Raw genomic sequence first — 1,239 nt, 5'->3', positions numbered from 1 at the left:
CCCACGCCCGGCTCGGCACCCTCCTCCTGGTGCGGGTGCGCCCGTACCAGGAGGAGACCGTCCGGCACCTGGTGGTCCACCTGCCCACCGGCAAGGTCACCAGGATCGACGCGCTCGGCCAGTCCTGCCTGCGGCTGCCCGCCGACCAGGGCGTGGCCTTCCCCGGCGGCTGCCACCTCGCCGACGGCACCGTGCGCACCTTCGACCAGCCGGTGGACGGCCTGCTGTACGAGCGCACCGTCCTGTCGCCCAACGGCGAGGACGTGCTGTACGAGTTCCGCTCCCCCGCCGACGGGCGCGCGCTGCTCCAGCCGTACAACAGCGTCCGCCAGGAGGCCGCCGCCCCGCTCGCCTGCCAGGGCTACGCGCTGCTCGACGACGGCACCTTGATCGCCCTGCGCCCGGCCGAGGACGGCCCCACCCGGCTGCACCCCGTCCAGCTGTGGCGGAGCCCGTTCACCAGCGAGCGCCACGCCGCCGAACAGCCGCCCGGCAGCGGCCCGTTGGCCAGGATCGGCAACGCCGACCTGGTCCGCGGCCTGGCCGACTGCCTCGCCCTCGCCCGGCTCGCCGCCGCCGGGGCCGACACCCCGGCCGGCCACCGGGCCGTCCTCACCGCCTGCACCCGCACCGCCGACCGCCACCACTGGCTCGGCCAGAGCGGCCTCGGCGACCTCGCCGAGCCGCTCGCCGAGATCCGCGACACCGCCCGGCAGGTCATCGCCGAGTACGAGGCGATCGCCCAGCTCACCGCGCACGCCGCCGCCCGGACCGACGAGACCGCCGACCACGTCGAGGGCCTGCTGCGCACCGCCCGCGGCGAGACGCTGGCCGACGCCGCCGAGTGGGTCGAGCGGCTCGCCGGGCTGCGCCGCGCCCAGGGCCGGGTGGAGGCCCTGCGCGAGCTGCCCCGGGCGGACCGCGAACGGATCGACGCGCTCGCCGAGCACCTCGCCCAGGGGCTGGCCGAGGCCGCCGACCGGGCCGTGGTCCAGCTCGCCGAGCCCGCCGCCTTCGAGCCGCACCGGCGCCGGGCGGGCGAGCTGGCCGAGCACTGCGCCGCCATCGCGACCGCCGCCGAGGCCGAGCCGCTGTCCGCCCGACTGGCCGAGCAGAGCGAGGCGTTGCAGACCGTCTCGGAGCTGGTCGGCACCCTCGACCTGGCCGATGCCACCACCCGCACCGCCATCCTGGACCGGCTCGCCGACGTGCTCGGGCTGCTCAACCGCGCCCGCGCCG

The 1,239-nt window shown here is 77.7% G+C and carries 1 protein-coding gene; it reads left to right on the top strand.

Features of this window, described 5'->3' with window-relative positions:
* A partial coding sequence (locus J0670_RS38265) for a DNA repair ATPase (protein ID WP_207817372.1) occupies positions 1-1,239 on the top strand: 1,239 nt, incomplete at both ends.

This window comes from Streptomyces sp. FH025 (assembly GCF_017427025.1).
Classification (GTDB): domain Bacteria; phylum Actinomycetota; class Actinomycetes; order Streptomycetales; family Streptomycetaceae; genus Kitasatospora.
The sequence above is the reverse complement of the archived record's forward strand: the minus strand, read 5'-3'. Positions and strand labels throughout refer to the sequence as shown.